The 23,711-nt window shown below is 71.7% G+C and carries 21 protein-coding genes; 14 read left to right on the top strand and 7 right to left on the bottom strand.

The window, feature by feature from the left end; genetic code table 11:
• Positions 1–27: 27 nt before the first annotated feature.
• Both EOT10_RS06900 and EOT10_RS06895 read right to left on the bottom strand, forming a co-directional pair.
• The gene (locus EOT10_RS06900) at positions 28–735 is read right to left on the bottom strand and encodes a B3/B4 domain-containing protein (RefSeq protein WP_127827143.1); all 708 of its coding nucleotides are present in this window, start codon (positions 733–735) and stop codon (positions 28–30) included.
• 88 nt (positions 736–823) lie between these two features.
• Complete coding sequence (locus EOT10_RS06895) at positions 824–1,660, bottom strand: DMT family transporter (protein ID WP_127827142.1); 837 nt, start codon at positions 1,658–1,660, stop codon at positions 824–826.
• 153 nt (positions 1,661–1,813) lie between these two features.
• On the opposite strand from EOT10_RS06895, the gene EOT10_RS06890 reads away from it, so the two are divergent.
• Together EOT10_RS06890 and EOT10_RS06885 are read left to right on the top strand one after the other, a co-directional pair.
• A complete protein-coding gene (locus EOT10_RS06890) occupies positions 1,814–2,398 on the top strand; it encodes a helix-turn-helix domain-containing protein (protein WP_127827141.1) in 585 nt (194 codons plus the stop codon).
• 60 nt (positions 2,399–2,458) lie between these two features.
• A complete protein-coding gene (locus tag EOT10_RS06885) occupies positions 2,459–3,175 on the top strand; it encodes a hypothetical protein (protein ID WP_127827140.1) in 717 nt (238 codons plus the stop codon).
• Between the two features lie 53 nt (positions 3,176–3,228).
• On the opposite strand, the gene EOT10_RS06880 is transcribed toward EOT10_RS06885, so the two are convergent.
• Positions 3,229–4,116: an RNA polymerase sigma-70 factor gene (locus EOT10_RS06880; RefSeq protein WP_223280844.1), complete on the bottom strand. Its 888-nt coding sequence runs from the start codon at positions 4,114–4,116 to the stop codon at positions 3,229–3,231.
• Positions 4,113–5,213 carry an NAD(P)/FAD-dependent oxidoreductase gene (locus EOT10_RS06875; RefSeq protein WP_127827139.1) on the bottom strand — a complete coding sequence of 367 codons (1,101 nt, stop codon included), beginning with the start codon at positions 5,211–5,213 and terminating at the stop codon, positions 4,113–4,115. Before EOT10_RS06875 ends, EOT10_RS06880 begins: the two co-directional genes overlap by 4 nt.
• 249 nt (positions 5,214–5,462) lie before the next feature.
• Between EOT10_RS06875 and EOT10_RS06870 the strand changes: the two genes are divergently transcribed.
• The 4 genes from EOT10_RS06870 to EOT10_RS06855 are packed head-to-tail and all read left to right on the top strand — an operon-like array spanning position 5,463 to position 10,907.
• Positions 5,463–7,508, top strand: a complete 2,046-nt coding sequence (locus EOT10_RS06870) for an NADH:flavin oxidoreductase (protein ID WP_127827138.1) — start codon at positions 5,463–5,465, stop codon at positions 7,506–7,508.
• A 54-nt stretch (positions 7,509–7,562) separates the two neighbouring features.
• Positions 7,563–8,831: an aromatic ring-hydroxylating oxygenase subunit alpha gene (locus EOT10_RS06865; protein ID WP_223280843.1), complete on the top strand. Its 1,269-nt coding sequence runs from the start codon at positions 7,563–7,565 to the stop codon at positions 8,829–8,831.
• A gap of 5 nt (positions 8,832–8,836) precedes the next feature.
• Positions 8,837–9,934, top strand: a complete 1,098-nt coding sequence (locus EOT10_RS06860; protein WP_127827354.1) for an FAD-binding oxidoreductase — start codon at positions 8,837–8,839, stop codon at positions 9,932–9,934.
• Positions 9,935–9,992: 58 nt separating this feature from the next.
• Positions 9,993–10,907, top strand: a complete 915-nt coding sequence (locus EOT10_RS06855; RefSeq protein ID WP_127827353.1) for a LysR family transcriptional regulator — start codon at positions 9,993–9,995, stop codon at positions 10,905–10,907.
• Positions 10,908–10,943: 36 nt separating this feature from the next.
• Here EOT10_RS06855 and EOT10_RS06850 read toward each other — a convergent pair whose 3' ends face one another.
• A complete protein-coding gene (locus EOT10_RS06850) occupies positions 10,944–11,576 on the bottom strand; it encodes a TetR/AcrR family transcriptional regulator (protein ID WP_127827137.1) in 633 nt (210 codons plus the stop codon).
• A gap of 117 nt (positions 11,577–11,693) precedes the next feature.
• On the opposite strand from EOT10_RS06850, the gene EOT10_RS06845 reads away from it, so the two are divergent.
• Together EOT10_RS06845 and EOT10_RS06840 are read left to right on the top strand one after the other, a co-directional pair.
• Entirely contained in the window at positions 11,694–12,872 is a 1,179-nt protein-coding gene (locus tag EOT10_RS06845) for an alkane 1-monooxygenase (RefSeq protein ID WP_127827136.1), read from the top strand.
• Positions 12,869–13,057 (top strand): rubredoxin, encoded by a 189-nt coding sequence (locus EOT10_RS06840; RefSeq protein WP_127827135.1) that lies wholly within the window; start codon positions 12,869–12,871, stop codon positions 13,055–13,057. Before EOT10_RS06845 ends, EOT10_RS06840 begins: the two co-directional genes overlap by 4 nt.
• Positions 13,058–13,147: 90 nt before the next feature.
• Here EOT10_RS06840 and EOT10_RS42565 read toward each other — a convergent pair whose 3' ends face one another.
• Complete coding sequence (locus EOT10_RS42565) at positions 13,148–17,395, bottom strand: S8 family serine peptidase (protein ID WP_127827134.1); 4,248 nt, start codon at positions 17,393–17,395, stop codon at positions 13,148–13,150.
• 90 nt (positions 17,396–17,485) lie between these two features.
• Between EOT10_RS42565 and EOT10_RS06830 the strand changes: the two genes are divergently transcribed.
• From EOT10_RS06830 to nadE, 3 genes are all read left to right on the top strand, one after another.
• Positions 17,486–18,436, top strand: a complete 951-nt coding sequence (locus tag EOT10_RS06830; RefSeq protein ID WP_127827133.1) for a helix-turn-helix domain-containing protein — start codon at positions 17,486–17,488, stop codon at positions 18,434–18,436.
• Positions 18,437–18,488: 52 nt separating this feature from the next.
• A complete protein-coding gene (gene cpt, locus EOT10_RS06825; RefSeq protein ID WP_223280841.1) occupies positions 18,489–19,028 on the top strand; it encodes a chloramphenicol phosphotransferase CPT in 540 nt (179 codons plus the stop codon).
• A gap of 136 nt (positions 19,029–19,164) precedes the next feature.
• Positions 19,165–19,995, top strand: a complete 831-nt coding sequence (nadE, locus tag EOT10_RS06820; RefSeq protein ID WP_127827132.1) for an NAD(+) synthase — start codon at positions 19,165–19,167, stop codon at positions 19,993–19,995.
• 54 nt (positions 19,996–20,049) lie between these two features.
• On the opposite strand, the gene EOT10_RS06815 is transcribed toward nadE, so the two are convergent.
• Positions 20,050–20,517, bottom strand: a complete 468-nt coding sequence (locus EOT10_RS06815; protein ID WP_127827131.1) for an SRPBCC family protein — start codon at positions 20,515–20,517, stop codon at positions 20,050–20,052.
• A gap of 154 nt (positions 20,518–20,671) precedes the next feature.
• Here EOT10_RS06815 and EOT10_RS06810 point away from each other — a divergent pair, with 154 nt between their 5' ends.
• The 3 genes from EOT10_RS06810 to EOT10_RS06795 all read left to right on the top strand — a co-directional run bounded on the left by EOT10_RS06810 (position 20,672) and on the right by EOT10_RS06795 (position 23,630).
• Entirely contained in the window at positions 20,672–21,826 is a 1,155-nt protein-coding gene (locus EOT10_RS06810) for a hypothetical protein (RefSeq protein ID WP_127827130.1), read from the top strand.
• Between the two features lie 207 nt (positions 21,827–22,033).
• Positions 22,034–22,468: a cupredoxin domain-containing protein gene (locus EOT10_RS06805; RefSeq protein WP_127827129.1), complete on the top strand. Its 435-nt coding sequence runs from the start codon at positions 22,034–22,036 to the stop codon at positions 22,466–22,468.
• Between the two features lie 469 nt (positions 22,469–22,937).
• On the top strand, positions 22,938–23,630 hold the full coding sequence (locus EOT10_RS06795; RefSeq protein WP_223280876.1) for a hypothetical protein: 693 nt from the start codon (positions 22,938–22,940) through the stop codon (positions 23,628–23,630).
• Positions 23,631–23,711 lie beyond the last annotated feature (81 nt).

The raw sequence follows: 23,711 nt of genomic DNA, 5'->3' as shown, positions 1-23,711 counted from the left end.
CCCCTTGCTGGCTTCGGCTGCGCGGCCTCAGACGGTGATCCGGGGCTGCGCCGGGCCGAGTTGGTGCACGGCGGTCTGTTCGGCGTGCGGCATCAGCAAGCCCCGCAGTTCCTCCGCCGCGGTCTTGAGGAGGTGGCCGTCACGGGTCTCGTGGAGGGTTTCGAGGATGAAGACGACATGGGTGGAGTCCTCGCCGACCCGGGTGCGGTGGGCGTCGCGATGGTTCCAGTGACGGGTCAGGACTCCGGCGGCGTCGGCGTAGACGACCTCGCCGGGCTTGGGGGTCTCCACGGTGTCGGGTTCGCCGAGCGGTGTGAAGGACTCGGTGCCGTCCGCGTACCGGATCTCGACGTCGCCGGACACCTGGTCGAGGTCGAAGGCGCCGGCCGGAAGGCCGTGGCGCACGGAGACGGTGTTGTAGGTGTCGACGGCCGGATTGATGCGGGGCAGGGCGCCCTTCTTCGCGAGGCGGCGGCCGAGCGCGTCGACGCTGGGGCGGACGCGGCGCGGGTTCGTGCCGAAGGAGCGGTAGGCGGTGTGCCAGGCCTCGATGCGGGGGTCGTGCTCGTCCGCGGGCTGCCAGGCGCCGAGGGCGAGTTGCTGCTCCAGGTCCGCCACTGCCGCGGCGGTGTCGGGCCAGGCCTCACGGCCGCGCAGTCCCTTGGCGGTGACCAGGGCGATGAGCGTGTCGGGGAAGGCGTCGGCGACGGCGGGGGCGAGGCGGAAGGCGGTCATGAGCGAGGTTCCGTTTCCTTCGGACGTGCGGACGTACGGGCGAGTGGTGGGGGTCAGGACTTCCAGGGGCCCCGGGATGCTCAGGTCGTCAGGTCAGGGCGAGGAGGCCTACGGCGACGGCGGCGGTGCCGAGGCCCACGAGCTGGCTGCGGTGGATGCGTTCGGCCAGCACGCTGCGGGCGAGGAGGACGGTGCCGGCCGGGTAGAGGGCGGTGATCACCGCGACGACGGTGAGGTCCCCGCTGCGGGCGGCGAGCAGGAACATCAGGTTCGCCACGGAGTCCAGGGCCCCGGCGCCGGCCGACATCGCGTAGGCGGGGCGCTCGGTGCCGAGCCTGCGGCGCATGAGTCCCGCCGCGGCCAGGGTGACGGCGGAGGAGACGGCCCGCCCGATGATCAGCGGGGCGACACCGCTGTCGGACGGCGCCTGGTGCAGAAAGACCAGCTGCAGCGCGATCGCGGCGCCCGCGCCGAAGGCCAGGAGCAGCGCCGTACGGGACGGGCGCGCCGAGCCCGCGCCATGTCCGGCGCTGACCAGCACCACCGCGACCAGCGCGAGCGGCAGACCCACGATTCCGGCGAGGGCCAGGTGCTCGCCCTGCATCAGGCCGACGCCGACGGGCAGGGCGGCGGACACCAGCGCGGTCACGGGCGAGAGCACGTTCATCGGGCCGATCGCCAGGGTCCGGTAGAGCAGGGCGAACGCGGCGGCCGAGGCGATTCCCGACGCGGCACCCCAGCCGACGGCGTCCGCACTGAACGAGGCCCCGAGGAACGGCCAGAGCAGCAGCTCGACCGCGAGACTGGCCGGCGCGGCCACCATCACGGTGCGCAGCACATGGGCTTTCCGGGCGCCGAGGCCGCCGAGGAAGTCGGCGCACCCGTAGGCGAGGGAGCTGCCCAGAGCCAGCAGCAGAGCGATCACGGTACGTACATCCCTTACTATCTACTCGAACGACCGGATCGTACAGTGAACCGACCGATAGATGTCAACCAAACGACCGCACGGTGCATTCGACTGTGCCGTGGGCGTTCGGCGCTGTTCCACCGGCAGTGGTGAGGCGAGGATGGTGATCACGTGACCGAGACGGCCGCGGCCCTGCGGACGGTCGCCCACAACGTCAGGGCGGCCCGCACCCGCGCGGGCCTGTCCCTGGACGAGCTCAGCCGCCGCGCCCAGGTCAGCAAGGGCGCTCTGGTCGCCCTGGAGAGGGCCCAGGGCAACCCCAATCTGGCGACCCTGGTCCGGCTGGCCGACACGCTCGGCATCTCGGTGTCCGCCCTGATGCAGGGCCCGCCCCAAGGTCGCGTCCGCGTGGTGACCGCCGACGACGTGGCACCGCTGTGGACCGGCGAGAAGGGCAGCGAGGCGCGCCTCATGCTGACGACCTCCGGGCCGGCTCCCGTCGAGGTCTGGCGCTGGCGACTGGAGCCGGGCGAGGACTACCCCAGCCACCCCCACCAGGCCGGCGTCGTCGAAACCGTCAGCGTCACCTCCGGCAGCGTCACGCTGATCGTCGACGGCACCGAGCACACCGTCGGCGCCGGACAGACCGCCACGTTCGACGGCGACACCGCGCACACCTATCTCGGCTCAGGCACCGAGACCTGCCACCTGATCATGACGGTCCATCTGCCACCCGGCCCCGCGTCGGCCACGTGACGGGGTGAACGCACGAAAGTCGCTCGACGGGCCCGGGCGTACGCGCCATGATCGCCCCTTGTGACGACGACAGAGCAGCACCTGGTCCGGGCCGCGGCGCGCAACAACGCCGAGTGGTGCGCCGCGATGTGCCGATCCCACGGCCTGGCCGGGGAGTTCGGCGCTCACGCCTGGGCCGCCCCCTCGCGCACTCCGCTCTTCCACCCGGACGCCGTGACCCTCGCGCCGGGCGTCGCCGCGCCGGCCGTGACCGCCGCGATCGACGCCACGGCCGGGGCCACCGTGAAGGACAGCTTCGCCGACCTCGACCTCACCGAGGCCGGTTTCCACGTGCTGTTCGAGGCCCATTGGATCCACCGCCCCGCCGGTCCGCCCGCCGTCACTCCGGAGCTTTCCTGGGACTGGGGCGTGGCCGACACCCCGGAAACCCTGCGCGCGTGGGCGGTGGCCTGGGACGGCGGACAGGGCGACGCGGACCTGTTCCGGCCCGAACTCCTCGATGCGGCAGGGCATTTCGTGCTCGCCGCACGGTCGGCCGGCGGTCACGTGGTTGCCGGAGCGGTGGCGAGCAGGAGCGACGAGGTGGTCGGCGTCTCCAACGTCTTCGCGCGCGACGGCGGTCCCGACGCGGCCTGGCCGGTCGTCCTGGACGCGGTCAACTCCCTGTTCCCCGCCTTGCCGGTGGTCGGCTACGAGCACGGGGAGGACCTGGCGGGCGCCCTCCGTCACGGCTTCGAACCGGTCGGCCCGCTACGGGTCTGGCTGCGCGGACGGTAGCGGCACGTGGCAACGGCAAGTGGAGGGCACGCCTTTCGGCGTGCCCTCCACCCTCAGATCCGTACGGCCTTGAGCTTGTCCGGGTTCCGCGTGCAGTACAGCGCGGTGACGAGGCCGCCGCGCACCTCGATGCAGGTCACCTGATCGAGCTCTCCGTCGAGCAGGCCGATGACCGCGGGCATCCCGTTGTACACGCCCACGCGCACGTCGACCTCGCCCATCCGCGCCCCCTTCTCCAGCAGGCCCCGGACAAGGCGGCCCACCTTGTCGGCCCCGCGCACGGGCCGCATCACCGCCGTCACCTTGCCGCCGCCGTCACCGATGAACACCACCTCGGGGGCGAGCACGTCCATGAGTGACTGGACGTCACCGGTTGCCGCCGCGACCATGAACCGCTCGGCGACCGACTGTGCCTCCTTCGGCGCGGCGACCGCCACCTGGCGCCGCGCGTGCACGTGGTTCCGGGCGCGGTGGTTGACCTGTCGCACCGCCGGCTCGGACTTCCCCACCGCGGCGGCGATCTCCGCGTAGCCGAAGTCGAAGACCTCGCGCAGGACGAACACGGCCCGCTCGGTCGGCGTCAGGGATTCGAGCACCAGCAGCATCGCCGTGGTCACGGCCTCGCCGGTGAGCAGGTGGGTGACGCCGTCGGGTGCCCGGTTCGGGTCGGTGTCGAGGGGTTCGGGGAGCCATGGCCCCACGTACTCCTCCCGGCGGCGGGCGGCCGACCGCAGGGCGCTGAGCGACTGGCGCGTGACGATCTGCGCGATGTAGGCCCGCGGGTTCTTCACGGACGTCTCGTCCACCGTCTGCCAGCGCAGATAGCTGTCCTGCAGCACGTCCTCGGCGTCGGCCACCGACCCCAGGATCTCGTAGGCGATCGAGAACAACAGCGGCCGGTGGGACGTAAAGACATCCATCGGCTTCGGTACGTCGGTCACTTCTTCCCCGGCAGCCACGCGTAATTAGCAGTCCTGGCACCGTACTTCACGACCCGGCACACACCTTCCTTGACCAGGGCCGCGGCGCGCCCTGAGACGTACAGTCGCCTCACCGTGTCGTCGCGACGGCTGACCTGCAGCAGTCCGTCGCGCCGGCCGAGGCTGACAGCCTGTCCGACGTAGCTCATCGAATACGGCTCGGGCGTACGGCCCTTGACGATGCGGGCGAGCGTGTCCGCCGCGTGCGCGCCCTGCGGCATGGCGGTGGCGCAGGACAGCCGCGCGCCCGGAACGGCGGCGCAGTCACCGATGACGAAGATCCGGGGATCGCTCACGCTGCGCAGGAACTCGTCGACCAGTGCGCGGCCTTCGGCGTTCACCTCCAGGCCGCTGCGCGCGGCCAGGTCGGGCACGCTCGCCGCGATTCCCCACAGGGTGAGATCCGTGTCGAGTTCGGCTCCGGAGCTCAGACGCACCACACCCTTGCCGTTCTCCGGGCCGCCCCCGTCCGCCACCTCCGTGACCGTGTCGGTCACGACGTCCACGCCGAAGCGGTCCAGAGCGGTACGCACCCGGGCCCGCGCGCCCGCCGACAGGCTCGGGGCGATCGCCTGGGCCACGAGGCGGATGCTCAGGGCGGGGCGGGACCCGGCGATCTCGGCCGCGGTCTCGATGCCGGTCAGTCCGCCGCCGACGACGGTGACACGACTGCCGTCGGGGAGCCGGGTCAGCGCCTCACGCGCCTGTTCCGCCCCTTCCCACGTCCCGATCGGGATCGAGCCCAGCAGGGGTACGACGGTGCTGCCCACGGCGAGGAACAGGTGGTCGAAGTCGAGGCTCTCGCCGTCGGTGAGGGTGACGGTGCCGTCGCCGATCTTGTCCGCGGTGCCCTGGTGCACCCGGATGCCGTCGCCCAGCATCCGGGTCAGCGGCGTGGCGACCGCGCCGCTCGCGGCGATGTGCTGGTGCAGCCGTACGCGTTCGACGAATTCCGGGCGCGGGTTGACCATCGTGATCTCCGCTCCCGGCACCTTCCTGGCCAGCCGGTTCGCCGCGATCGTCCCCGCGTAGCCGGCGCCCACCACCACGACCTTCATGCTTCCTCCTGGTCTCGACGGTTGTCGGACACTGGACGCCGCGCCCGGCCGGGCTGTGACACCCCGGCGGTGTGATCTGGATTACTTGATCCGGATTGCTTGCCCCCGATCGCTTGATCCGCGGTCGGCTAGCAGGCGTCGGGCGTCCCGGGAAGAGGGGCGACGGCTGTTGATCGTGGAGGCGGTTCGCACGATTTCGTCGAACTTCCCTTGATTGTGCCGAGGCCGGACGGGCGCCACGCTGGCGCCATGCCTACGCGAGCGTCGGATCCCTTACTGCAGCCCTTCACGATCAAAGACCTCACCCTGCGCAACAGGGTGGTCAGCACGTCGCACGAACCGGCTTTCGGGGAGGACGGCCTGCCCAAGGACCGCTACCGCGCGTATCACTTGGAGAAGGCCAGGGGCGGGGTCGGCCTGACCATGATCGGCGGCTCGGCCGTCGTGTCGCCCGACAGTCCGCCGTCCTTCGGCAACCTGCTGCTCTACCGCGACGAGGTGGTGCCGTGGCTGCGCCGCCTTTCCGACGACGTCCACGAGGCCGGGGCCGCGGTCATGTGTCAGGTCACCCATCTGGGGCGGCGCACCAGCAACTACGCGGGCGACTGGCTGCCCGTGCTCGCGGCGTCACCGCTGCGGGAGCCCGCGCACCGCGCGTTCCCGAAAGAGGCCGAGCCCTGGGACCTCGACCGGATCGTGCGGCACTACGCGGACGCCGCCGCGCGATGTGAGGCGGGCGGTCTCGACGGCATCGAGATCCAGTCGTACGGCCATTTCCTCGACGGGTTCGTGTCTCCGGCGACGAACCGGCGGCAGGACGCGCTCGGCGGCGGTCTCGCGAACCGGACCGCCTTCCCCCGGCGGGTGATCCGCGCGATCAGGTCGGCGGTGGGGCCCGGGTTCGTCGTGGGTATCCGGATGTCGCTGGACGAGGACCGGCCGGACGGGCTCATCTTCGAGGACGCGCTGGCGGCGGCCCGTCGGTACGTCGAGGACGGCATCGACTTCGTCAGCACCGTCCGCGGCACGATCGAGAGTGACGCGGCCCTGGCCAGGGCGATCCCGTCCATGGGCACGCCTTCGGCGCCGTTCCTCGACTTCACCGCGGAGGTCAGGCGCCGCCTCGGCGTCCCGGTGATGCACGCGGCCCGGATAGCCGACGTGGCCACCGCCCGGCACGCCGTGCGGGAGGGGCTGCTCGATCTGGTCGGGATGACACGGGCGCAGATGGCCGACCCGCACCTCGTGGCCAAGGTCGCCGCCGGGGCGGAGGACCGCATCCGGCCGTGTGTGGGCGCGAGTTACTGTCTCGACGCCATCTACGCGTCCGGGGACGCCAAGTGTGTCCACAATCCTTCCACGGGACGCGAGCTCACCCTGCCGCACACGGTCGCGCGGGCGGCCGAGCGCCGTCGGGCGGTGGTCGTCGGCGGGGGTCCCGCCGGCCTCGAAGCGGCCCGCGTCCTGGGCGAGCGCGGGCACGACGTCGTCCTGTTCGAGGCGGGCGACCAGCCCGGCGGCCAGCTGCGCATCGCCGCCGCCAACCCCCGCAGGCGCGATCTGCTCGGCATCGTCGACTGGCGTGTCGACGAGTGCAAGACCCTCGGTGTCGAGCTGCGGCTCGGTACGCCCGCCGAGGCCGCCGACGTCCGCGCCGAGCACCCCGACATCGTCCTGATCGCCACCGGGGGCCTGCCCGACACGTCGTTCCTCACCGAGGGCGCCGGACTCGTCGCCGACACCTGGGACGTCCTCGGCAGGACCCTGCGCCCGCGCGGCAGCGTGCTGGTCTACGACGACAACGGCTCCTACCCCGCACTGGACGCCGTAGAGGTGATGGCCCGTCAGGGCATAGCCGTCGAGTACGTCACACCCGAGCGCACCCTCGCCCCCGACGTCGGCAGCATGAACTCCCCTGCCTATCTACGGGTGTTCACGGAACACGACGTGCGCACCACGCTGACCCACCGGCTCGTGTCCGTACGCCGGGCGGAAGGCGGGCGGCTGTCCGCGACGCTGCGCGGCGAGTACGCGGAGAGGGAGGTGCAGCGCACCGTCGACCACGTGGTGGTGGAGCACGGCACGCTGCCCCACGCCGATCTGTACTGGGATCTGCTCCCCGGTTCGAGCAACCTCGGCGAGGTCGACCACGACGCCCTCCTCGCCGGCCGGCCGCAGCGCACGGCCGGCAACCCGCAGGGCACGTATCAGCTGTTCCGGATCGGTGACGCCGTCACCAGCCGCAACATCCATGCCGCGGTGCTGGACGCGCTGCGGCTCTGCCGGTCCGTCTGACCGGCAGAGGCGCAGCGACGACCGGCCCATCCGCAGCGACGAGAGGAGAGCGAAGTGACCACGCGGACAGGCATCATCTCCCCCGCACAGGAACGGATTTCGGACGCGGTGGCGGCACGCAGGGCGGGCCACAGCCTCGACGGCCCCTTCTACACCGACCGGGACTTCTTCGACTTCGACATCGAGGCGGTGTTCGCCCGGCAGTGGATCTTCGTGGCCGTGGAAGCCGACCTGCCCGAGCCGGGCGACCGCACCACCGTGGAGTTCGGCCCGTACTCCGTCATCGTGCTGCGTGACGACGACGAGGGGCTCCGGGCGTTCCACAACGTGTGCCGGCACCGCGGCGCCCGGCTCCTCGACCCGGGACAGGCGTCGGGCGGCAACCTCGTCTGCGGCTACCACAAGTGGACGTACGCGACCGACGGCTCGCTGCTGCACGCGCCGTCCCAGGCCGCGGACTTCGACCGCTCCTGCTTCGTCCTGAAGCCCGTGCACGTGCGTGGTGTCGGCGGGCTCGTGTTCATCTGCCTCGCCGAACGTCCCCCGGCGGACTTCGACGAGGTCGCCTCCCGTATCGAGCCTTACCTCCTCCCCCACGACCTGCGCCGGACCAGGGTCGCGGCACGCACGGAGCTCGTCGAGGACGGCAACTGGAAGCTCGTGATGGAGAACAACCGCGAGTGTTACCACTGCGACGGCCACCCCGAACTGCTCCGCACGTTCTTCCCCACCTACGGCTACACGGAGGCGGACGTCCCCGCGCGGCTGCGCCCGGCGCACGAGCGCTACCTGCGGGCCGACGCCGAGATGCGCGCCACGTACACCGGGCTCGGCCTGCCGTACGGCCTGATCGAGGAACTGGCGGAACGCCCCACCGGGTTCCGCATCCAGCGCGACGCGCTCGACCTGGCCGGCGAGTCCTTCACCCCGGACGGCACGGCCGCGTGCCGCCGCCGCCTCGGGGATCTGCCGACTCCGCGCCTGGGACACCTGTCCCTGCACATGCAGCCCAACGCGTGGTTCCACGTCGTGGGCGACCACGCGATCACGTTCAGCGTTCTGCCGCTCACCCCGGACAAGACGCTCCTGCGCACCACGTGGCTCGTCCATCCGGAGGCCGAGGAGGGTGTGGACTACGACCGGGACACCCTGCTCAAGGTGTGGACCGCGACGAACGAACAGGACGCCCGGCTCGTCGCGCGCGCCCAGCAGGGTGTCGGTGGCCCGGCCTACGAACCGGGCCCGTACGCCCCCGGCGAGTACCAGGTCGAGGCGTTCTGCGCCTGGTATCTGGCCCGCCTGAGCGAGGAGTTGCAGCGTTGACCGAGATGCTGGCCCGGCCCGGCCCGGAATCCCTCGCGTCGTCCAATGCCGGTGCGGACGGCGGACCCCAGGAGGGTGCGCCCGAACACGTGCTGGTGTGCACCGGGTTCGAGGACGTCACCCACGACATGCGTACCTTCGCCTTCGAACCGGCCGGTCCGGGGTCCGGTCCGGGGACTCATGACCCGGGCCAGTACCTGACGTTCACCTTCGACGTCGGCGGCCGGGAGGCGGTCCGCTGCTACACGATCTCGTCACCCCCGACGCGGCCCGGCACGCTCGCCATCACCGTTAAACGTGTCCCCGGCGGCCTGGTGTCGAACTGGCTGCACGACCACCTGGCGCCGGGCAGAGCGGTCCGGGCCCGAGGACCGTTCGGCGACTTCTCGACAGCACGGCATCCGGCACCCGCCTATCTGTTCCTGTCGGCCGGCAGCGGGGTGACACCGCTGATGTCGATGACGCGGGCGCTCCATGACGGGGCCGCCCCGGCGGACGTGATCTTCGTACACAGCGCACGCACCCCCGAGGACATCCCCTTCCGGCGTGAGCTGGAGGTGTTGGCGGCGACTGCGCCGGGCCTGCGCGTCATCCACGTCTGCGAGGCCGACGGGGCGGTGGCGGGGTGGGCCGGGGAGCGCGGACGTCTCACCTCCGACGTGCTCCTGCGGGTCGCCCCCGACTTCCTGGCGCGGGAGGTGTTCGTGTGCGGTCCGGCGGGATACATGGACGCGGCCCGTCGGCTGCTCTCCGCGGCCGGCCTGCCGGAGGACCGGTATCACCAGGAGAGCTTCACGGGCCCGGCCGCTCCGGCAGGGGCGGCCGATCCGGGCGCGAGCACCACGTTCTCCGTGGCGCTGTCCCGCAGTGGGACGACCATCGAGTGCGAGGCCGGCGTGCCGGTGCTCGACGCCGCCGCGCGTGCGGGCATCACGCTCCCCTCCTCGTGCGGGCAGGGCCTGTGCGGTTCCTGTGTGACCACTCTGGAGAAGGGGTCGGTCGACATGCGGGACAACGGCGGCCTCCGTCCCAGGGACAGGGCCCAGAACAAGATCCTCTTGTGCTGCTCCACTCCGCTGGAGAACCTGGTGATCGATGCCTGACCCACCCGGCGCGGTGGAAGCCCGAACGGAGCCGCACATGAGCGCCCAGACTGTCGGCATGATCGACCCCCGGCTCCGCATCCTGCAGATGGTCGCCGAGCACGGCACGGTGACCGCCGCCGCGCAGACCCTGCACTACACGCCGTCCGCCGTCTCCTACCAGTTGCGTCAGCTGTCCGCCGCCGTGGGTGCCGAACTGGTCGTGCAGCAGGGCCGGGGCATACGCCTGACGCACGCGGCCCGCGTCCTGCTGCGTCACGCCGAGCGGCTGCACGAGCAGTGGGAGCTGGCCCGCGCCGAACTGGCCGCGCTCGGCACCCAGCCCACCGGCCGGATCACGCTCTGCGGTTTCTCCACGGCCGCGAGCCGGCTGCTCCCGGCCGCCGCTGCCGCCCTGCGTGACGCCCACCCGCTCATCGGCGTACGGATCATCGAGGCGGAGCCCGACCGGTGTTTCGACCTGCTGCTGTCGGAGGAGGCGGACCTCGCGCTCCTGGTGGTGACGGCGGACTCGCCGCCCATGACGGACGGGCGCTTCGACCAACGGCCGCTGCTGGACGACCCGTTGGACCTGGTCGTGCCGCGGGACCACCCGTTGACCCGGCGGTCGCGGGTCACTCTCGCCGACGCCGCGCACGAACCGTGGGTCCTGGGCAACCCGGGTACGACGTACCACCGGCTCGTGCTCGCGTCCTGCATGAGCGCCGGTTTCACCCCGCACATCGCGCACTACGCGGACGAGTGGGCCACGGGAACGGCGCTGGTCGCCCACGGCTTCGGCGTGATGCTCGTGCCGCGCCTCGCGCAGCTGCACGAGGAGGGCCCGGTGGCCCGTATCCCGCTCAGCGGGGAGCCCGCCCCGGCCCGGCGCATCATGTCCGTCACCCGCCTCGGCGCCCGCGAGCACCCCGCGCTCGTCCACGCGGTGGAGGCGATCACGGCGACTGCGGACCGGCTGCTGCCGACGCCGTGAGGCGATGCCCGTCGCCGGCAGCTCGAGCGCCGGACCTCAGGCGGGCAGGGAATCGTCGGCGGCGCCGGGGGCCGGGTCGGGGCGGACGTACTGGGCCGTGCGCACGGTGATCTTCGCGATCCGCCGTGCCGACTCCTCTGGAGAGGCCGCGGGCTGCACGATGTGACTGACCGTGAGCCGGACGATCACCTCGACGGCGAGATGACGGGACTCCTCGTCGACCTCGGGCCAGGCGTCGGCCGCGTACGCGTCGAGCATGGCGGTCGCGGTGTTGAAGACGGGCTCGGGACGGGTGGTCAGGTAGGCGAGCAGATGGTCGTCGCCACCGCGGGCGGCGGTGAGTACGGCCTTGATGAGCGAGTTGTCCGCGGCCTGCTGCAGGGTGAAGCCGACGCCGGCCGCGGCGGCCGCCTCCAAGTCGTCGCGATGGGCGTCCAGTTCCTGCTGGATGCCGAGCAGAAAACGCTCCGCCTCCCGCTCGACGAGGGCCCGGCCGACGGCTTCCTTCGAGCCGAACTCGTTGTAGAGGGTCTGCCGGCTGATGCCCGCGATCCGGGCCACGGGCGCCAGTCGCAGCCCGCTCCACCCCCGGGCCGCGACAAGGTCATAGGCGGCGTTCAACACCTGCTCACGGAGCAGCGATCGGACGCTTTCACGAAATCTTGTCATCGTGTCCTCACTCTACCGACTCCCCTCATGTCCACATCATTGACACTCCACCCCCGAAGTGTCTAAATACTGGACCATCGGTCGCTCAACTGCCCTTCCACATCAAGGAGTTGGCACATGACGGCACCCACCGGAGCCGAGAGCGGGCAGGTCACCTGGCGCGACCCCAAGCGCTACCTCTGGCTCATCGGACTCGTCGTCCCTCTCTTCCCCTTCATCTCCTGGGGACTCGTGACGTTCACCGGACTGGGAGCCTTCTGGTGGACGGGGATCGTCCTCCTCTACGTGATCTTCCCAGTCGTCGACCACCTGTTCGGCAAGGACTCCGCCAACCCGCCGGACAAGGCCCTCACCTGGCTCGAACAGGACCGCTACTACCGGTGGTGCATCTTCCTGTACCTCCCCCTCCAGTACGCGGGACTCGTCACCGGCTGCTGGCTGCTGACCCACGGCGGCCTCGGCCTGCCCGACCGCCTCGGACTCACCATCACCCTCGGCGGCGTCGCGGGCATCGGCATCAACACCGCCCACGAACTGGGCCACAAGAAGGAGAGCGTGGAGCGCTGGATGTCCAAGATCGCTCTCGCCCAGACCTTCTACGGGCACTTCTTCATCGAGCACAACCGCGGCCATCACGTCCGCGTGGCCACGCCCGAGGACCCGGCGAGCGCCCGGCTCGGCGAGAGCTTCTGGCGGTTCCTGCCGCGCACCGTCGTCGGCAGCCTGCGCAACGCCCTGCACCTGGAGAAGGCCCGCCTGAACCGCCGGGGCAGGAGCCCCTGGACCGTGCACAACGACGTACTGAACGCGTGGGCGATGTCCGTCGTGCTCTTCGCGGCGCTCACGGTGGCGTTCGGCCCGGGCATCCTGCCCTATCTGGCCGTCCAGGCGGTCTTCGGGTTCTGTCTGCTGGAGGTCATCAACTACACGGAGCACTACGGCCTGCTCCGGGCCCGCACGGCGACCGGACGCTACGAACGCTGCGCCCCGCGGCACAGCTGGAACAGCGACAACGTCGCCACGAACGTGTTCCTGTACCACCTCCAGCGGCACAGCGACCACCACGCCAACCCCACCCGCCGCTACCAGGCCCTGCGGCACTTCGAAGAGGCGCCCGAACTGCCCACCGGATACGCCGGCATGATCGTCCTGGCCTACTTCCCGCCGCTGTGGCGCCGCACCATGGACCACCGCGTCCTGGCGCACTACGACGGCGACGTGACCCGCGCGAACATCCAGCCCTCCAAGTCCCGTGCCATCCTGACCCGTTACGGAAAGGCGGAGCAGGCCTCATGACGCGATACGTCTGCCCGGTCTGCGACTTCGTCTACGACGAACAGGCCGGCGTGCCCCGCGAGGGCTTCCCCGCCGGAACGCCCTGGAGCGCCGTCCCGGACGACTGGTGCTGTCCGGACTGCGGCGTCCGGGAGAAGATCGATTTCGAACCCGCAGAGGCGCAGACCGGGACCGGCACCCCCTGATCCCTCCGCCCACACACCCGTGCGCCGCACACGCCCTGGGCAGGGTCGTGTGCGGCGCGGGTTCGAGGGGAACGGCCTTCGAGGGAACGGTCAGAGCTTGAGCCGGTGCACACCTCCTTCGACCGTGCCCACGTACAGCCATCCGCCGTCGGCGGCGAGGCTGGTCGCGTCGAGGTTCTGCAACCCGGTGGAGATGTTCTGCCAGCTCCGGCCGCCGTCCGTGGAGCGCAGCACGCCACGGCCGCCACGCGGCAGGGCCTTGTCCCAGTAACCGGTGGTCGCCGCGTACAGCGTGCCGTCCACCTGGAGCACATCGCTCACCCGGACCGGCAGCTTGCCGGTGTCCGCCGTACGGAAGGTCTTCCCGCCGTCCGTGGAGACCTTGATGGTGTCACCACCGGTCACCATTCGCGCACCGGCGAACTCGATGGTGTCCACCCGTCCGTCCGCCACCTTGGTGATGTCGTCGCCGCCGTTGTCCGAGCGGTAGAGCCCGTCGGGGGCGCCGAGCCACAGCCGGTCCGGGTTCCCGGGATCACCCGCGACCGCGGTGAAGTGCGTCCTGTCGTTGAGCCGGTTCTTCCAGTGCGCTCCGCCATCCTCCGTGGAGAACAGGCCCACGCCCCGCAGATTGCCGTACGCGACGTACACCCGGTCGGGGTCGGCGGGGTGCACGGCGAGCGCGAACACCGTGCCGTCGCTCGCGCCCTTCTCCTGCCACGTGGCGCCGCTGTCGCCGCTGCGCTTCAGATGGAACCCGCCCCACGCGTCGTACCGGACCTGCCAGACCGTCCGGGAGTCCTTGGGGGACGTCTGCATCAGGCGGGCCGCGACGCCGATCATGCCCTCGCCGCGGGTGGTGCCCCACTCGGCTCCGGAGACCGGGAGTTTCGAGCGGTGGATGCCCTGCCGGCCGGCCGCGAGGAGCTGGTCTCCGCTCACCGCAAGGGAGTTGACGGTGCCGCCCTGGACGCCCAGGCGCCGGTAGTCCTTGCCGTCGGCCGTGCCCCGGTACACACCGGCCGCGTCCGCGGACACGGTCAGTGAGCCGTCCGCCCAGCGGTCGAAGTCGGACGTGGTCGAGGCGCGGTTGACGTTCGGGATGGTGCTCCAGTTCCGGCCGTGGTCGCGGCCGACGCGGATGTCACCGCCGTAGCCGACGTAGAGGTCTCCCCCCGTGAGGGTCATGCCGCTGGCGCCGTAGCCGTGGTTGTCCAGGGTCGCCCAGGTCCTGCCTCCGTCGAAGGAGCCGACGATGCCCGAGCCGATCTCGTAGACCGCCACGACCTGGCTGTCCGCGACGACGGTGACGGAGACGCCGCCGTTCGCCGCGTCACGGACCTTGACGGCCAGGCCGAGCGTGCCGGTGGAGAGGCCGTCGCGCTTCCAGAGGGACTTGCCCGCCGAGAAGTAGAGGCTGTCACCGCCGATCGCCAGGCCGTACACGCGGTCGGCGGGGATGCCCAGGGGTTCCCGGGTCCAGGTGTCGCCCCCGTCCTTGCTGATCAGCAGTTCGGTGGCGGTGCGGGCGACGAGCGTCTTCGCCGCCTCGTCGGCCAGGAAGTCGTAGACGGGTGTGTCGGGGGTGTCCAGCGTCTGCCACGTACGGCCGCCGTCCTCGGTGCGCAGGATCGAGCCGGTGCGGGGGATGCCGGAGGCGCTGTTCGCGGCGTACCACCAGCGTTTCGCGTTCTTCGGGTCGACGACGGTGAAGGCCTGGCCCGCCACGTCGCCGAGGGGCAGTCGGGTGTGCTGCTTCCAGGTCGCGCCGTTGTCCTCGGTCGACCAGGGGCCGAGCTTGCCGTACTGGGTGAGGACGGCGGCCCCCGGATCACTCTGGGCGGTGGTGATGTCGCCGCTCTCCGAGTTGGGTCCGACGGGCTGCCAGCGGGCGTCGCGGCTGTCCTCGGGAGTGACCTCGAAGCCGTCGCGGTTGGCGGTCAGGGTCTTGCCGTCGGTGGTCACCCCGCTCGCCGAGACCAGGTGCGCGCCGACGCCCCGGCCGGTGATCCCGGCCTGGTAGACGTTCCCGGAGCGCCGTACGGTGGTGACCTTGTACGGCCTGCCGTGCGGCGGGGTCACGGTCAGCACCGGCGGCTTCGCCAGCGGCGCCGGGGTGAACACCACCGCGGTGGACGTGCCGTCGCTCGGGTCGGGCCCCGCCTGGACGAACAGCTGCCGGACGACCAGGAGATAGGGCACGCGCAGGGGAGCGCCGCCCTCCGGTGTGACGGTGACCGCGCCGCTGATCTCGGCCTCGCCCGCGGGGCGCTTCGCCCTCAGGGTCACGGTCGCGGTGGCGCCGCCGCCCGCCGGGATCCGCAGAGTGCGCGGGCTGACCTCCGCCTCGCCGCTCACCTTCAGGCGGACGGTGCGGGCCCGGGCACCCGAGTTGCTCACCGTGAGCTTCTTGCTGCCGCCCACCGTGGGCCGGGCGAGGTCGGCGAGCCCGTACGAGAGGGTGGCCGGCGTGGTGGTGACGCCGGTGTCCGCCCGGTCCGCCGCGGCGGCCACGTCGAGCCGGCCCGAACCGGCGGTCGTGGCCGCCTGGTCCTTCACCTGCCGGGCGCTGCCCACGAGTTCGGACGTGACGTTCGCCGGGGTCTCACCGGGGTGCAGCTGGCGCAGCAGGGCCGCGGAGCCCGCGACGTGCGGTCCCGCCATCGACGTACCGGACAGGCGGTAATAGCCGGGCTTGTAGAGGGACTTGGGGATCGTGGAGCGGATGTCGTAGCCCGGTGCGACCAGGTCCGGTTTGAGGTTCCAGTCCAGGGCGGGGCCGCGGGAGGAGAAGGAGGCGATGCTGTCGGTGACGTCGGTGCCGCTGATCGTCACCTCGACCGTGCCGTCCGCGAGGCGTCGGCCGAGCTCAGCGTACTGGGTCGAGTCGACGCCCAGGAGGATGAGGGAGTCCATGCGCAGGGAGTCGCCCGACTCCTTGACGGAGGTCTGCGGGGCGAGCGGCACGGTGCCGTCGGCCTTCCGGCCAGACCGTCCCGCCGCGTCCGGCTGTCCCGTCGCGCCCGGCCGTCCCGACGCGTCCGGCTGCGCGGCGAGCACCGGCCCGCCGCCCGAGTCCGAGCCGCCGACGACGGCGAGCGCGCCACGGCGCTCCGCCTCGCGGGCCGTCTCCAGATCCCGTCCGGTCAGGTGCTCCTGGGAGTCGGCGACGAGCGTGTCGATACGGACGGCCTTGCCCTTGACGTCACCGGCGCGGTCCCAGTCCTCGGGGGTGCCCTGGCCGACGTCGACGAGTTCGGTGGTGACGGGGGCGACGGGCGGATTGGCGGAGAGCACGCCCCGGTACGTCTGGATCTTCTCGCCACCCTTGTAGGTGGCGCCGGGTATGCGCAGCCCGCTGACCGAGGCGCCGACCGCGATGACGCCGTCGGCGGCGGCCGGGGTGCCGACGGTGCCGCTGCCCGGTCCCTCGTTGCCGGCCGAGGCGACCACGACAACTCCCGCCCTGACAGCGGCCGTCGCGGCGAGCCCGAGCGGGTCGTGACCGTCTCCGTAACCGCCGAGGCTCATGTTGATCACATCGGCGCGGTGCGGATTCGCCGGGTCGATCGCGGCCTCGATACCGGCGACGATGTCGGAGGTGTAGCCCTGCCCGGCGTCGTCCATGACCTTGTACGCCAGGAGGTTCGCGCCCGGGGCCACGCCGGTGACGCCGCCCTTCTCGGCGGCTTTGCCCGCGATGATGCCGGCGACGTGGGTGCCGTGGCCGTTGTCGTCCATCGGGTCGTCGTCGCCGTTGACGAAGTCGTGGCCGCCGACGACCTTGTGGCCCTCGCCTAGGGCGCCGCCGAGGTCGGGGTGGCTGTAGTCGACACCGCTGTCGAGGACGGCGACGGTGACGCCCTTGCCGTCGGCGCCGTTGCCTGCGGGGTCCTTGCGCTGCCAGACCTGCGGGGCGTTGATCAGCGGCACGCTGTCGTCGGTGAGGACGTGCATCCTGGCGTCGGGGACCACGGAGGTCACACCGGGCAGCCGCTTCAGTGCGTCGGTCTCGGAGGACTTCACGGTCACCGCGACGGAGTTGAGCAGCAGGCTCAGCCTGCGCGGGGAGCCAGTGTGCAGTCCGGCGTCCTTCGCGTCGTCGAGGAACGTCCTCTGCCGGGCGGCGAGAACGGCACGGTCGGCGCCGATCTCCTTCGCGTCGGCGGACCGCAGCCTGCCTCTTCCGGCCGCGGCGGCGTCCCCGGACAGCGTGACGATGACGCGCTGTCCGGGATCCTTGGGCTGGTCCGCGTTCGCGGACTGGGGCACCGCGGACAGCAGGCCGCCGATGACGGCGGCCGTGAGCCCGGCGGTGAGCGTTCTTCGAGGGGTCATGACACACGAAGAAAGCGCAATCCCGTGGTCCGGACAACGATTTGGCCTGGCCCATTGCTGCCTCTGGCACACACGGGCCAGGATCCGGTCATGCCCCAGCTGACCGCTGCAGGAATCGAAGCCTTCGACGAGAGCGTCTACCGCGCGATCCTCGTCCGGCACACCGCCGCACCCGCCGAACTGGCCGGCGACCTGTCCTGCTCCACCGAACGGGCGGCCCGCGCCCTCGACCGGCTGCGCGAGAACGGTCTGGTCGGACGCCTTTCCGGAACCCGCCGCCGGTACGCGGCCATCGAGCCGGGCGCGGCCCTGGAGTCCCTGGTCCGCTCCCGCACCGCCGACCTCGACAGCGTCCGGGCGGCGGCCGGCGAGCTGTCACGGCTGTTCACGGCGGCCCGTCAGGGCGACTCCGAACAGGTCGAAGTCATCACCGGCGGCGAGGCGTTGGGCCGCTGGTTCGTACAGCTGCAGCAGGAGGCGCGCGACGAGGTGATCACCCTCGACCGTCCCCCGTACGCGCTCACGACCTCCAACCCGGTCGAGGCGACCGCCCTCACCCGGGGTGTCCGCTACCGCGCCGTGTACGCACCCGAGGCGCTGGAGTGGCCCGGAGTGCTCGGCGACATCCGCGAGTTGGTCGCCCACGGCGAACAGGCCCGCGTACTGCCGGGCCTGCGTATCAAGCTGGCGATCTCCGACCGCCGCCTCGCCCTGATGCCGCTGACCCTGGACTTCACCTCCGAGGTACGGGCCGCGGTCATCCGTCCGTCGGCGCTGCTCGACGGACTGATCGACTACTGGGAACTGTGCTGGCGCACGGCGACCCCGCTCGGCACCACGACGGAGGAGGACCCCCTCGGGGAGGAGGACCGCCGGCTGCTGACCCTCCTGGTCTCGGGCCTCAAGGACGAGGCGATAGCACGCCAGTTGGGCTGGTCGATCCGGACGATGCGCCGCCGCATCAGCCGTCTCCACGAGGAACTGGGCGCGGCGAACCGCTTCCAGGCGGGCGTGATCGCGGCGCGCAGGGGGTGGATCTGAGGTCCTGGGAAATTCGCTTCGCGACCGTGACCGGCGCCCCTAGTGTGGCGCGGTGACGACGACTCAGGTGATCATTCTCAATGGTGGTTCCAGCTCGGGGAAGTCCGGGATCGTACGGTGCCTGCAAGCTGTGCTGCCGGATCCGTGGCTGGCGTTCGGAGTCGATTCCTTCGTCGCGTCGATGCCCGCGAGCATGCAGGCGTCGGACGCGGGGATCGAGATCGCGGCGGACGGCGGGGTGAGTGTCGGGGCGGAGTTCCGGGCGCTCGAGGCGGCCTGGACGGAGGGCATCGCGGCGATGGCCCGCGCGGGCGCCCGCGTCATTGTCGACGACGTCTTCCTGGGCGGACCGGATTCCCAGCAGCGGTGGCGGAAGGCACTGGGGGACCTGGGGGTGCTGTGGGTCGGCGTCCGGTGCGAGAGCGCGATCGCCGCGGGCCGTGAGGTCGCGCGGGGGGACCGGGTCCGGGGCATGGCCGCGGCGCAGGCGGAAGCGGTGCACGAGGGGATCACGTACGACATGGAGGTCGACACGGCCCACACGGAGTCCCTGGTGTGCGCGCGGGCCGTCGCGACCCGGGTCGTCGGCTGACGGGTCGCGGGCCTGGTCAGCTGCCGGTCGCGTCCCGCCCGGCGCCGGGAGGACCTCCGCGGCCGGGCCCGGCCGCACGCCGCATACAGTTGGACCGGAAAAACGTCCCGCCTCACGACGACCACGAGGAGCAGCCTTGAGCGAGCCGGTGTCCCGCGCCCTGCAGGAGGAGATCGCCCGCGATCTCCAGGTGTCCGAGACCTTCGACGCCCGGCTGGAGATCGAGCGCCGGGTGGCCTTCCTCACGGAGCGGCTGACGTCGACCGGGCTGCGGTCCCTCGTGCTCGGGATCAGTGGCGGCGTGGACTCCACGACCGCCGGCCGGCTGTGCCAGCTCGCGGTGGAGCGCGCCCGCGCCGCCGGGCACGACGCGGTGTTCTACGCCATGCGCCTGCCCTACGGCGTCCAGGCCGACGAGAAGGACGCCCAGCTCGCCCTGTCGTTCATCAAGGCCGACCACGTGCTGAGCGTCGATGTGAAGGGCGCGAGCGACTCCGCCCTCGCGGCCTCGCTCGCCGGTGGCGTCGTCTTCCGTGACGCCCATCACGAGGACTTCGTGCACGGCAACATCAAGGCACGGCAGCGCATGATCGCCCAGTACGCGGTCGCGGGCGCGCACGCCGGCCTGGTCGTGGGCACGGATCACGCCGCCGAGGCCGTCTCCGGGTTCTTCACGAAGTACGGTGACGGCGCCGCGGACGTCGTACCGCTGACGGGGCTCACCAAGCGCCGGGTGCGGGCGATCGCCGACGAGCTGGGCGCCCCGGCCGAGCTGGTGTGGAAGACGCCGACGGCCGACCTGGAGACGCTCGAGCCGGGCAAGCCCGACGAGGACGCGCTCGGTGTGACGTACGACGACATCGACGACTTCCTGGAGGGCAAGCCGGTCAGCGAGCCCGCGTTCGAGTCGATCGTGCGCCGCTACCGCCTCACCGAGCACAAGCGTCAGCTGCCGGTCGCGCCCTGACCGGAGTCGTCCGGTCGCGCCCTGACCGAAGTCTTTCGGTCACGCCGACGTGCGTCAGGCCGCCGTTTCGACGTACGACGCGAGATGCGCGAGCGACGAGGCGATCCCGGTCTCATGGGCCTCTTTATCGATGCCGGGTGGCACGTCGGTGGCGGTGACGGTCACTTCCGTCCCGTCACCGGCGGCGGCCAGCTGCCAGGTCATCGTCATGGTGCCCGCGTACGACGGGTCGTCGGACTCGAACACGGCCCGCTGCACGACACGCTCCGGCGGCACCAGGTCGGCGAACCCGATGTCGACGACGTCCGTCGCGTCCGCGGTCTTGCCGGGGCTGCCGGCGGGGTCGAGATACGTGAGGACCATCCGGAACCCTCCGCCCGGCCGGGGATCCCATCGCTCGACCCGCCCGCGCATGCCCTCCGGCGGCAGCCAGGCCTCGACGGACTCCCGGTCGAGGAGCGCTCCGTAGACGGCGGCGGGCGGCGCGGCGATCACCCGGCTGACGCGATCGGTTCTGGCCATGACCCGAGTCTAGGACCGGCGGTGTCCGGCCGCCGCGCCGTTCCCGGGCGGGCATCCCGTCCCGGCGTGGCGAATTTTGTCGCCGGGGCACCGTTTCGATCGGCAGGCGCACGGACCATACTGGTCGGGTCCTGATCACCCACAGAACGATTCCATGGCCAAGAACAGCAGCTCCTCGACCATCGTCCCCGACACCGCGTGGCTGGGGCGCGGGCGCCACCTCGGGCCCGAGCCCGAACAGGACGTCCGGCGCAACCTGATCGCCCTCAAGGCGGCCGGGGTGCTCGACGACTTCCTGGACCTCGACCCCGTCGAAGCGGCCCGCTCCACCGTCCTGCACCCGCGGGACGAGTCCGCCGACCCCGGCCCCTCGGCCCGCCGCCTCTTCGAGGCGCGCTGGCGCGTGGCCGACGACGTCACGGTGCGCGCGCAGCTCACCACGTACGACCCCGAGGCCCGCCGCAAGGACGGTGAGGGCGTCATCTGGGTACTGGTCGCCGAGGCGGAGCGGGCGTGGGACGCGCACTGGCCCTCGCCCGCCACCATGTTCTGGCCGGACAGCGACCAGGTCGCCTGGGACCACGACACTGTGCCGGGCGTGCGCCTGCGGGCGACGAACCAGCTGCCGAAGGACGACGACGAGCTGCGCCACCGGCTGCGGGACTGCACCCGCAGGAGCTGGTTCATCCACGTCGTGGTGCACGAGGCGATGACGCCGGACGCCCTGGGACAGCGGCCGGTGTCGGCGTTCCTGCCGCCGAGCCTGCGGCACCGGGTGGTCGAGCACCGGGCCACGCCCGAGCAGGCGCAGATCGCCGACTTCGCGCTGAAGCGGGAGCTGAGCGTGCGGATGCCGCGCGGCGGCGCCACCGTCCTGCCCACGACGCCACAGACCCAGGGGTACGACGCCGAGCGGTTCACGGTGCGCAGCGTCTTCCTCGACGGCACCGAACCGACCGAACTCCTCGACCGGATCAGGGAGTTCGCCGCGCTGCCCAGGCCGCTGCCGGCCGACGCCGAGCAGGCCCTGGCCCGTCTGCGGCGGGGCTGGCACCTGCTCACCCCGGAGGAGGAGCTGGTCCACGCCCAGGGCATGGTCACCAAGTACGCCGACGCGCTGACCGCCATGACGAAGTCCCGTGACCTGTACCAGCAGGCGGCCGAGGCGGCGCAGGCCGCGCTGGCCGAGGCGACCGGCGGCAACGGTGTGCCGCGGCTGCCCGTGCCGGGGCCGGCCGGGAGGGACGGCGGCTCACCGCTCGGCGCGCTCACGAAGGCGTTCGGCCGCTTCCGCGACCCGAACAAGTAGGGCGCACCGGCGTCTCCGTACGGCGCGTAGGCCATTCGGGCCGCCCCGCTCGCGCGAGGACGTGCTCCTGCCGAAGTCTCATAGCGACGCCCGAACCGGCCGAACCGCCGGCGAAGGCGTCGTGACCTTGTGACCGCCCCGAACGGGTCGGGCGTACGCGCCACCGCCCGGCCCGCGGCAGGAAGCCTCAGCCCCTCCGGAGTTCCGATGAAGATCCGTCACCGCCGAACGCACGCGGCCCTCGTCGTCGCCGCCCTGTGCCTCCTCCCCTCGCTCACCGGCTGCTCCGACTCGGGCGGCGGGTACTCGTCGAGCAGCACCCCGAACTCGTCGCCCTCCGCCGCTCCCCGCACCTCGGCCTCCTCCCCGGCGGCGTCCGCGAGCGGCAGGACCGGGGTGAAGATCACGATCCAGAACTTCGCCTTCCACCCGGCCAAGGCCGAGGCCGCCCCCGGGACGAAGATCACCGTCACGAACCAGGACACGACCGCCCACACGCTGACCGCCGACGACAAGTCGTTCGACACCGGCCACATCGCGCCGGGGAAGTCAGCCACGTTCACCGCGCCGTCGAAGTCGGGCCCGTACTCCTACCACTGCACCATCCACCCGACCATGCACGGCACGCTCACGGTGCGCTGACCCCGGAGCACCTTTCACCCGGCGACCTCCACCCGGCAGACCCCAGGGAAATCCCCTGCCGGGATGGCGCGCCGGGGCCGAGCCGGCCGACATCAACACCCGACGCTCACCCCCGGTCTGATCGCCCGTCATCCAGCCGCCGCCGGGCAGGAGTGACCCAGGACACAGATCCGCCTATCCTGTTGACGCTCACGCTCCATCAGTCACCTCGGGGGAATCACGGATGAACGCATGGAACCCGGGCGGGCAACCGCCTTATGACCCGCACGGCGCTCCCCAGCCACAGCCCGGCCCGTACCCCCCGCCGCCACCGGTGCCCAACGGGGGCAGGCCGCCGCAGATCCCGCATCCCTCCCCGCAGCCGTTCCCTCCGCATCCCTACCCGCCGCACCCTTTCCCGCCGGCTCCCGCCCCCACCCTCACGCGAAGGCTCCGGCAGAGGATCGGGCCGATCCACACCGCGCGGCGCGTGTTCAAGCCGTCGCGCCCCGGCATCATCGACGACCCGTTCGTCGCCCGCATCCAGAAGATCCGCACCCTGGTCGGACTGGGCGCCGTGGTCTGGGTGTCGATGTCGACCAACCTGGCCCACTCCGTGGGTGACGTCGCGAACGACCGTGCCGACCAGTCGTGGCTCAGCTTCCTGATGCTGTCCGTGACCTTCCCTGTCGCGGTCGGCGTCCTGCTGGCCCTCGCCTCGCCCACGGCCCGCCGTGAGCTGCTGCGCCGCGCCGGCAGGTGCTTCGGTGCGATCGTCGCTCTCTTCGCCGCGGTCGCCGTCTTTCCCGCGTCCGTGCTCACCGGCTTCTACAACGGCCGGTTCGCCACGACCCCGTTGATGACCGTCGTCACCTACACCGCGATCGTACTGACCTTGGTGTGGGTACTGCCCTTCATCGTCTGGGGCCTCGGCCTGGCACTCACCCACGTCTTCCGCACGGCCGACATCCACGAGACCGTGCCGCCGCTGCTGGCCATCACGCTGGTGTGGGAGATGGCGGCGATCGACGTGTTCACCGGCGCCTACCCGGGCGTGCCCGGCGCGCTGCGGGCGCTGCTCATCCTCGGCGCCCCCCTCTCCGTGACCGCCGTCGGCCTGTGGGAACTTCACCGGCTCCGCGCGCACCACAACATCGCCGTACGCGACGTGCTGATGCGCTGAGCGGGACCTCTGCCCTTTCCCTCTTTGTTGCGGCGCCCGGCCACGGCGCACCGCAATCCGACGTGCGGCAATCCGACGTAC

Origin of the sequence: Streptomyces antnestii (assembly GCF_004005495.1) — a bacterium.
In the GTDB taxonomy this organism is placed as follows: Bacteria; Actinomycetota; Actinomycetes; order Streptomycetales; family Streptomycetaceae; genus Streptomyces; species Streptomyces antnestii.
The sequence above is the reverse complement of the archived record's forward strand: the minus strand, read 5'-3'. Positions and strand labels throughout refer to the sequence as shown.

What these genes read in the sequence shown, in the direction of transcription:
- EOT10_RS06900 (WP_127827143.1), bottom strand. Translation starts at nt 735, where the DNA reads ATGACCGCCTTCCGCCTCGCCCCCGCCGTCGCCGACGCCTTCCCCGAC.
- EOT10_RS06830 (WP_127827133.1), top strand. Translation starts at nt 17,486, where the DNA reads ATGCCCCAGCTGACCGCTGCAGGAATCGAAGCCTTCGACGAGAGCGTC.
- EOT10_RS42565 (WP_127827134.1), bottom strand. Translation starts at nt 17,395, where the DNA reads ATGACCCCTCGAAGAACGCTCACCGCCGGGCTCACGGCCGCCGTCATC.
- EOT10_RS06840 (WP_127827135.1), top strand. Translation starts at nt 12,869, where the DNA reads ATGACGCGATACGTCTGCCCGGTCTGCGACTTCGTCTACGACGAACAG.
- EOT10_RS06875 (WP_127827139.1), bottom strand. Translation starts at nt 5,213, where the DNA reads ATGAAGGTCGTGGTGGTGGGCGCCGGCTACGCGGGGACGATCGCGGCG.
- EOT10_RS06845 (WP_127827136.1), top strand. Translation starts at nt 11,694, where the DNA reads ATGACGGCACCCACCGGAGCCGAGAGCGGGCAGGTCACCTGGCGCGAC.
- EOT10_RS06855 (WP_127827353.1), top strand. Translation starts at nt 9,993, where the DNA reads ATGATCGACCCCCGGCTCCGCATCCTGCAGATGGTCGCCGAGCACGGC.
- EOT10_RS06850 (WP_127827137.1), bottom strand. Translation starts at nt 11,576, where the DNA reads ATGACAAGATTTCGTGAAAGCGTCCGATCGCTGCTCCGTGAGCAGGTG.
- EOT10_RS06810 (WP_127827130.1), top strand. Translation starts at nt 20,672, where the DNA reads ATGGCCAAGAACAGCAGCTCCTCGACCATCGTCCCCGACACCGCGTGG.
- EOT10_RS06860 (WP_127827354.1), top strand. Translation starts at nt 8,837, where the DNA reads ATGCTGGCCCGGCCCGGCCCGGAATCCCTCGCGTCGTCCAATGCCGGT.
- EOT10_RS06870 (WP_127827138.1), top strand. Translation starts at nt 5,463, where the DNA reads ATGCCTACGCGAGCGTCGGATCCCTTACTGCAGCCCTTCACGATCAAA.
- EOT10_RS06805 (WP_127827129.1), top strand. Translation starts at nt 22,034, where the DNA reads ATGAAGATCCGTCACCGCCGAACGCACGCGGCCCTCGTCGTCGCCGCC.
- EOT10_RS06815 (WP_127827131.1), bottom strand. Translation starts at nt 20,517, where the DNA reads ATGGCCAGAACCGATCGCGTCAGCCGGGTGATCGCCGCGCCGCCCGCC.